The sequence below is a fragment of the Methylophaga thiooxydans DMS010 genome, assembly GCF_000156355.1.
Taxonomy (GTDB): Bacteria; Pseudomonadota; Gammaproteobacteria; order Nitrosococcales; family Methylophagaceae; genus Methylophaga; species Methylophaga thiooxydans.
Genome location: NZ_GG657889.1, coordinates 1 through 8,295, shown reverse-complemented (window position 1 = coordinate 8,295; position 8,295 = coordinate 1). Strand labels below are relative to the sequence as shown.

At 46.3% G+C, this 8,295-nt stretch carries 10 protein-coding genes; 4 read left to right on the top strand and 6 right to left on the bottom strand.

The window, feature by feature from the left end; translation table 11 throughout:
- The 4 genes from MDMS009_RS03095 to MDMS009_RS03080 form a co-directional block, all read left to right on the top strand.
- The coding region (locus MDMS009_RS03095) for a bactofilin family protein (RefSeq protein ID WP_043887871.1) at positions 1 to 242 on the top strand (242 nt) is incomplete at its 5' end.
- 66 nt (positions 243 to 308) lie between these two features.
- Positions 309 to 653: an iron-sulfur cluster insertion protein ErpA gene (gene erpA, locus MDMS009_RS03090; protein ID WP_036310995.1), complete on the top strand. Its 345-nt coding sequence runs from the start codon at positions 309 to 311 to the stop codon at positions 651 to 653.
- A 117-nt stretch (positions 654 to 770) separates the two neighbouring features.
- A complete protein-coding gene (locus MDMS009_RS03085) occupies positions 771 to 2,036 on the top strand; it encodes a DUF2254 domain-containing protein (protein WP_008290406.1) in 1,266 nt (421 codons plus the stop codon).
- Positions 2,037 to 2,446: 410 nt separating this feature from the next.
- Positions 2,447 to 2,626: a PLDc N-terminal domain-containing protein gene (locus MDMS009_RS03080; RefSeq protein ID WP_008290461.1), complete on the top strand. Its 180-nt coding sequence runs from the start codon at positions 2,447 to 2,449 to the stop codon at positions 2,624 to 2,626.
- 43 nt (positions 2,627 to 2,669) lie between these two features.
- On the opposite strand, the gene gloA is transcribed toward MDMS009_RS03080, so the two are convergent.
- From gloA to rnpA, 6 genes are all read right to left on the bottom strand, one after another.
- The gene (gene gloA / locus MDMS009_RS03075; protein WP_008290494.1) at positions 2,670 to 3,224 is read right to left on the bottom strand and encodes a lactoylglutathione lyase; all 555 of its coding nucleotides are present in this window, start codon (positions 3,222 to 3,224) and stop codon (positions 2,670 to 2,672) included.
- Between the two features lie 88 nt (positions 3,225 to 3,312).
- A complete protein-coding gene (locus tag MDMS009_RS03070; RefSeq protein WP_008290444.1) occupies positions 3,313 to 4,656 on the bottom strand; it encodes an alanine/glycine:cation symporter family protein in 1,344 nt (447 codons plus the stop codon).
- Between the two features lie 101 nt (positions 4,657 to 4,757).
- A complete protein-coding gene (gene mnmE / locus MDMS009_RS03065) occupies positions 4,758 to 6,101 on the bottom strand; it encodes a tRNA uridine-5-carboxymethylaminomethyl(34) synthesis GTPase MnmE (protein ID WP_043887870.1) in 1,344 nt (447 codons plus the stop codon).
- Between the two features lie 8 nt (positions 6,102 to 6,109).
- Positions 6,110 to 7,750 carry a membrane protein insertase YidC gene (gene yidC / locus MDMS009_RS03060; RefSeq protein WP_008290419.1) on the bottom strand — a complete coding sequence of 547 codons (1,641 nt, stop codon included), beginning with the start codon at positions 7,748 to 7,750 and terminating at the stop codon, positions 6,110 to 6,112.
- Complete coding sequence (gene yidD, locus MDMS009_RS16000) at positions 7,743 to 7,982, bottom strand: membrane protein insertion efficiency factor YidD (protein WP_081443585.1); 240 nt, start codon at positions 7,980 to 7,982, stop codon at positions 7,743 to 7,745. The genes yidC and yidD overlap by 8 nt, the downstream gene beginning before the upstream one ends.
- Positions 7,964 to 8,293, bottom strand: coding sequence for a ribonuclease P protein component (gene rnpA, locus MDMS009_RS03055; RefSeq protein ID WP_043887869.1), 330 nt, complete (start codon positions 8,291 to 8,293; stop codon positions 7,964 to 7,966). The genes yidD and rnpA overlap by 19 nt, the downstream gene beginning before the upstream one ends.
- Positions 8,294 to 8,295 lie beyond the last annotated feature (2 nt).

Sequence of the window (8,295 nt, the reverse complement as noted above, 5' to 3'; positions counted from 1 at the left end):
GTGTACCTAATCTGGTTATCAACGGCGAAATTAATGGCAACGTTTATGTATCGCAGCATGTTGAATTAGCGCCGAAAGCACGTATTCATGGCAACCTGTATTATCGCATGTTGGAGATGGCGATGGGGGCCGAAGTGAATGGTCACTTAATCCGTGCACAAGAGGATAGCGAGGATATTCTCCAGGTCGAGCACGAAGTGTTTGATGAAGAAACACAATATCATTTAGAACAGAAAGCTTAATTCTTGACTATTTTAGTCAGAATTGGATAATAAATAGACAATATTAAATGTTTTTGGAGTAATCATATGACCAGCGAAATGCCCAGCCCAGTTATTTTTACCGAGGCAGCGGCAACCAAAGTCAGCGATTTGATCGCTGAAGAAGGTAACGACGCACTGAAACTACGTGTCTTTATTACCGGTGGCGGCTGTTCCGGCTTCCAGTATGGTTTCACTTTCGAAGAGGAAGTGGGTGAAGGAGACACTGAAGTTGAAAAAGGCGGTGTTACATTGCTGATCGATCCAGCCAGCTATCAGTATCTTGTAGGCGCAGAAATTGACTTCACTGACGGTGTTGAAGGTTCGCAATTTGTGATTCGTAACCCGAATGCCACCACAACATGTGGCTGTGGTTCATCATTTTCACCTTAATTGCTGACTTAACAACCTCAAAAAAACCGATGGCTTATAGCATCGGTTTTTTTTTGCCTGAAATTGTGTCACGCCATTGGCTCCGTTATGCTTAGCTTAGGCTTTAAGGAATAAAATATGTTCTCGAAATGGCAGTGGTTTCTGACTCAATTAACCCGCACTTTGTGGGTTCGCGCTTCACTATTTGCCCTACTCGCCATCTTTACGGCCTTGGTTGCCATTCCGGTAGAACGTTACATCACAACGCCCTTTCCGCTGAGTATAGGCTCAGAATCAGTCGGTGCTCTGCTCAATATTCTGGCCTCTAGTATGTTGGCCGTCACCACCTTTTCACTCAGTGTCATGGTATCGGCTTATACAGCAGCCAGTTCTGCTGCAACGCCACGTGCCACACAACTGGTCCGGCAAGATACAACGACGCAAAATGTACTGGCCACTTTTATCGGCTCTTTCTTATTCAGCCTAGTCGGTATCATTGCCTTAAGCACCGATGTCTATGGTGAAAATGGTCGTCTGATTCTGTTTGCAGTGACCATTGCAGTGGTGATCATTATTGTTGTCACTATCCTGCGTTGGATCGAACACCTATCATTACTTGGCCGCTTGGGTGAAACCACAAACCGGGTAGAAGAAGCGGCCAGCAATGCCATACAACAGCGCATTGATCACCCCTGTTTGGGCGCAAAACGGTTGGATCCAGAAAACTTACCGACATATCGTGATAATGCTGTTTTTGCTAATAAAACCGGCTATGTACAACATATCGATGTCGGTATCCTAAATCGCTGCGCTGAGAATTACGATACTGAAATTGCTGTGTTATCAGAACCCGGTCAGTTTATCCATCCGGCTGAACCCTTAGTCTGTTTCGGTGGTGAATTGGACGAGGGGATCGAAACAGAGATCCGTGCGGCTTTTTCACTGGGTAATGAACGTTCCTTTGATCAAGATCCCCGCTTTGGCATGTCGGTAATGGCAGAAATAGCTTCAAGGGCACTGTCTCCTGCTGTCAATGATCCTGGCACTGCAATCGACATTATCAGTCGTGCGGTCAGATTGATTGCACCGTGGCGAGAGCACCGCAGTATTACTGATGACGATGAACAGATCATCTATAAACATGTTCGTGTAGCAGAAATACACCTCAACGATTTGTTTGATGATATTTTCTTGCCTATCGGCCGCGATGGCGCGGGCATGATCGAAATTCAGCTACGCCTGCAAAAATCGCTTCTCGCTTTAAAACAGATCTGCAAAGACTGCTTTTCAGAGCAAGTCGCCAGACATTCAGATATGGCATATCAACGAGCCGAACATGCTTTAAGCTTACAAGCTGACAAAGATCGATTGCATCAAGTCATCGATAAAATTCGTCACAGCTAACTTTTTCAATCTTTTGAATGATCACGTATTCATTGGTGGGTAGCATGATGGTTAAAGCTGCTTCAAAAGTGAAGTGACAAAACCTGTCATCCTACTCAACACTTTCTCACAGCCTGATCTGAGCGTTCCAATGTCCCTACCCTCGGCTGGGGCTTGCCCAACATAGTTTCCGCTTCCAATGGTGATGAATACTATGATGTGCTAAATCCTCAACACAGTCCGATCAACAACCAACGCAATCTCGTTGATATTGCCTGCCGCGGTTTCGGAATCGATTAACTTTATATATAGTCTTGGCTTCTGGGTTATTGAAAACTGTGAGACAAAGCACGGATTCAAATTAATTTTGTTTCCATATACTACTTAAATTAAGCTAGGCTGGACGCTTACAACAACGCAAGGAGAGAAAGATGGGATTAGAAGTCGGTGGTTTGTTAGGCCTTATCTGGCTTGTCATTGTTATTTGGGCAATCATTCAAGTTGCCAATAGCCCGGCAGGCGGCGGTGCAAAAGTACTGTGGATTCTTATTCTGTTATTGTTCCCGGTAATCGGTTTGCTTATCTGGTTCTTCCTTGGGCCTAAAGGCTGACATAATAAAAAAAGGGGCGTTCAGCCCCTTTTTTGTTTTGGCTTTATGCCAGATGTTCGCGTAATAAGTTGGGCTGACGTTCTGGTGTGAAGATCTCAATCCAATAACCGTCTGGATCTTGAATAAAAGCAATGCCTTTCATTTTTCCATCATTTGGTTTCTTCACAAAAGGCACGTCCATTTTTTCAAACCGTTCACACGCGGCATCGATATCTGGCACCGCAAAACCAATGTGACCAAAGCCACGTGGATCACTATTACCATTGTGGTAGCTCACATCATCCTTGTCTTCATCTCCCCAGTTATGGGTCAATTCCAGCATGGCCGGGCGAGCAAAGGTTTGTTTAATACGTTCATCGTTATTATCAGAAATCGCCTTCAACTCTTCCGGTGACAGTGCCGCCATAAAATAGAGAGTAAACTCCATTGCCGGGAAGTCAAAACGCTTAATTAAGGTCATTCCCATCACATCGCTATAAAACTTCAGTGTACGTTGCGGATCCTTGATACGAAACATGGTTTGATTGAAAACAAACTCATGGGTAGCTGGATCATGGTTTTCAGTTAGGCCTTTGGCCTCATCGAAATGTCTACTCATTATTCCTCCTCTCTAGTAAAAGCCCAATTAACACTAACAGCGAATGTCGTGCTTTCATTGTATGATCGATTTTTATTGTTGAAGCCTGCTAGGCTTGTTTCGTTTCTAAACGAGCAGAAAAGTAACGCTGACTCTCCTGTTTCACTACTTTAGACAGTAATAAAATGCCAATCAGGTTGGGAATCGCCATTAAACCATTCATCAAGTCAGAAAAATTCCACACAAAACTGAGTTCACGCGTTGCCCCTACCATCACCATCGCGACAAATACAATGCGAAACGCAATGATGGCGCGTTCGTTAAATAAGTATTCAATTGCTTTTTCACCGTAATAGCTCCAGCCGATCAAGGTCGAAAAAGCAAACAACGCCGTGGCGACTGCAACAATAAGCGTACCTGTATTACCTAAGGTCTCAGCAAAGCTCATGCTGGTTAAAATGCCAGCACTGACGCCTTGTTGCCAAACATCTGCAGTGAGGATTACCAATGCCGTTGCAGTACATACAACCAAGGTATCAATAAACGTTTGTGTCATTGAAACCAACGCCTGTTTGACCGGATCATCCGTTCTCGCCGCAGCCGCAGCAATGGGAGCCGACCCAAGGCCAGACTCATTTGAAAAGACACCGCGCGCCACACCATAGCGAATGGCTGCAGCTACCGCCGCACCAGCAAAACCACCACCGGCGGCAATCGGATTAAACGCATGCCAGAAGATCAGCCCAAATGCATCAGGCACTTCATTAATATTTAGGATAATGACGACTAATGCTGCCCCGAGGTAAGCCACAATCATAAAAGGCACTAACATGGATGTGAAGCGGCCAATAGAACGAATACCGCCAATCAATACCAATGCGGTTAATATCATCAAGATACCGCCAGTTACCCAGCTAGCAATACCAAACACCTCGTCCAGCACTGCAGCAGCAGAATTTGCCTGGGTCATATTGCCTATGCCAAACGCTGCACCCGCGGTAAAGATAGCGAATAACACGCCCAGCCATGGTAAGCCTGCACCTTTAGCAATGTAGTACATAGGGCCACCACGCATGCCGTTGTCACCCTGTTCGCGATACCTGACCGCTAATAAGGCTTCGGCATATTTAGTAGCCATACCAACCAAGCCCGTTATCCACATCCAGAATACGGCACCCGGACCGCCCAAGGTGATGGCAGTCGCCACACCTACGATGTTACCGATACCTACCGTGGCAGCTAAGGCTGTGGTTAATGCAGCAAAGTGACTGATATCACCTTTAGCGTTGTCATCTTTCTCAAACACTAAACGCAATGCATGAGCTAAGGCTCGAAACTGTAATCCTTTAAGAATTATCGTGAGATAAACGCCGGTGCCGACCAACAAAATCAGCATAGGTGGGCCCCAGACCCAGCCAGATAATGTAGACACCCACTCTGACAACAGTTCCATAAACAATTCCTTGAAAAGTACTTGCTGAACTTATGTTAGATGGTGGTAGCTGTCAAACTGAAAAGACATCAGCTAAAGCTGAAAAGGTGATGTAGGCGCGTTTATTTACCAATACAAAAACTGGAAAAGATATGATCCAGCAGATCTTCGGTGGTAAATGTGCCGGTAATTTCTCCGAGTGCGTTCTGTGCTTGTCTCAACTCTTCGGCTAATAATTCCCCAGCACCTAATCCCGCTAAACAGTCGTAGCCATGGCTAATCGCCAGTCTCGCCCTTGATAAAGCATCTAGGTGACGGCGACGTGCGATAAACACGCCCTCTTCTTCTGGATGGTAGCCCACAGCCTCGAACAGATGCTGTCTAAGTAACTCCATACCTTCACCGGTCTTGGCAGATAGGAAAATGGTTTGTCGCCCTGCTTCGACAGTTTCACCGATTTGATGGCCACTACGGTCAATTTTGTTACGAATCACCGTTAATGGTTTATCAGCAGGCATATCATTTAGAATTTTGTTGTCTTGAGGCGTCATGCCAAGACTATCGTCAATGATTAACAGGATATGATCCGCTTGCGCCAATTCATTTTGGGTTCGGCGAATCCCTTCCAGTTCCACGATATCACTGGTGGCTTCATGCAAACCAGCAGTATCTGAAATCCGCAAAGGCAGGCCATCCAGATGAATTTGCTCACGTAACACATCACGGGTGGTACCGGCGACATCAGTCACAATCGCTGCATCATGACCAGCCAGCTGATTATGTAAGCTGGATTTACCGGCATTCGGCTGCCCCGCTAACACAACACTGATACCCTCACGCAACAATCGTCCCTGACGCGCACTGCCCGCGATACCATCTAATGTGGTCAACAGATCTTGTAGCTGCTTATCGACTTGTGCCTCAGCCAGAAAATCAATTTCTTCATCCGCAAAATCAATGGAAGCTTCGACATACATACGCAAATGCGTGAGCTCTTCCAAAAAGGCATTGATGCGATTTGAGAAATCACCTTGTAGCGATCGCATGGCACTTCGCGCAGCTTGTTCTGTAGAGCTTTCAATCAGATCGGCTACGGCCTCAGCCTGTGCCAGATCCATTTTGTTGTTAAGAAAAGCACGTTCAGAAAATTCACCCGGTCGTGCCATCCGGGCTCCCAGCTCTATTGCACGCTGGCACAACCTGTCCATGACCAGAGGACTGCCATGACCTTGCAATTCAACGACATCTTCCCCAGTAAAGGAGGCAGGTCCCGGAAAATACAGGGCAATACCACTATCGATTATCGTATCGTCAGCTTCACGAAAATGACAAAACTGGGCATAACGTGGCTTGGGCAACGTGCCGCAAATGGCTTTCACCATATCGGCACTTTGTTTACCCGATATTCTGACAACGCCTACACCGCCGCGTCCGGGCGCAGTAGCAACGGCTACAATGCAGTCCATCACTAGGCTTAGAGCGCGCCCATTTTACGCGTGATATACCACTGCTGAGCAATCGATAACACGTTGTTGACCACCCAGTACAACACCAGACCGGCAGGGAAGAAAGCAAAGAATACGGTGAAAACTAATGGGAAAATCTTCATCATCATCGCTTGCGCCGGATCTTGTGGTGCCGGATTCAGTTTTTGTTGGAACCACATCGACAGACCGAATAAGACCGGTAAGATGAAATAAGGATCCATCGCTGTCAGATCATTAATCCACAACATGAAATCAGCCTGACGTAGCTCAATGCTTTCTACCAATACCCAATAGAAGGCAAGGAATACCGGCATCTGTACCAAGATGGGTAGACAGCCACCCAGCGGGTTGATTTTTTCGGTGCGATATAAATCCATCATTGCCTGATTGAACTTCTGTTTATCATCACCATAACGTTCTTTCAGGGTAGCCAGCTTCGGCGTTAATTTACGCATCGCAGCCATTGAGCGATAGCTGGTTGCTGATAATTTAAAAAATGCCAGCTTGATAAGCACGGTCAACAGAATGATAGACCAGCCCCAATTACCCGTCAGTTTGTGCAGCCATTCCATGATCCAGAATAACGGCTCAGAAATAATCGTCAAAATCCCATAATCGACTGTCAATGGCAGGTTTTCAGCTACTTTATCCAGACGTTCATGCTTTTTAGGACCCAGATATAATTGGTACTGTGTTGCGGCCTGTTCGCCACTTGACGCACTGATCGCTGGCATTCTGACGCCAGCTGTGTAGTTAGTGCCATTAATCGATTTACCATAAAAGCCTAATTGCTCACTCGCTTGAGGAGGAATAATCGCTGCCACAAAGTAATGCTGGATCATCGCTGCCCAGCCATCGATTGAACTGCGACTGAAGGCTTTATCATCTAAGTCATCAAAATCGACTTTTTCGTATTCATTACCTTTACTGGAGAACACTGCACCGGTGTATGTGTAGATGAACATGGAGTCGTCATCACTACGGTTACGGTTTAATTGTGCATAAGGGTAGGCCGAGAAGGTTTCACCACTGTTGTTGATCACCTGGTAATCAACATTCACCACGTAACTATCACGTTTAAAGTTATAGGTTTTTACAACCTGCAAACCTGATTCACTCTGCCAGTAGAGCGGAATCTTCAGTTCATCTTGGCCTGCTTGCAGCACATACTCTGTTTGTTCTGCCTGATAGTGCTCATAATGCGTCGGTGCATCACCATCTGCACGTAAACCTGACTGAGTGACAAAGAACTGACCGGCAGAATCATTTAAGAATTGAACCGGTGTATCAGGCTGTTCCGAACTCACCGCATACTCAAGAAGCGCTAAATCGCGAATATCACCACCTTGGGTCGCGATATGCAGATCCATCACATCCGTTTTGACGTGCACTTTTCCTGATGAAGCTGAAACCTGCTGTGATTGTGGTACATCCGGTAGTGATTCAGCTGATGCTGAAGGCATATCGGGTAACTCATCTGATACTGGGGCTTGTGGCGTCGTCGTTTGCGTCTGACTTGCTACATCAGCTGCTTGTTGTGGTCTGACGTAATCATTTTGCCAAGCTTCCCATAGTAAAAGGGAGACAATAAGCAAACCGAAAATAAAAAATGTTCTGAGATTATCCATTGTGATTCTTTGTGTTTAATTCGGGAACAGGATCCAAGCCACCCTTATGCCATGGGTGACAACGAGACAAACGACGCAAGCCCATCCAAGTACCTCGAATGGCACCGTGACGCTCAAGCGCTTCGATCATATATTGCGAACAGGTGGGTTGGAATCGGCAATGCATGCCGACTAATGGGCTCAATATGAGTTTGTAGCCTCGAACGAGGCTGATTAGGATTTTTGTTGCCATTGCGCTACCACTGCTAACCAATGTCGCTCCAATGCTGCCCATATTTGAGTGTTATCACGCTGATCTACGCCGGGCCGAGACAACACGACAATGTCGATGTTGAAGAATGCAGATTGATTCTGACGAAATGATTCACGAATAATCCGCTTCAAGCGGTTGCGCCTGCTGGCAAGCTTTATATGTTTCTTTGCTATTGCCAGACCTAGTCGGGGATGCCCAACCGAGTTTTCGACCGTCAAGACCGTCAAGCCACCGCCTCCGATGCGCTTCCCCTGACGGAACACCCGAGAAAAGTCTCCCGGGCGGTTCATTT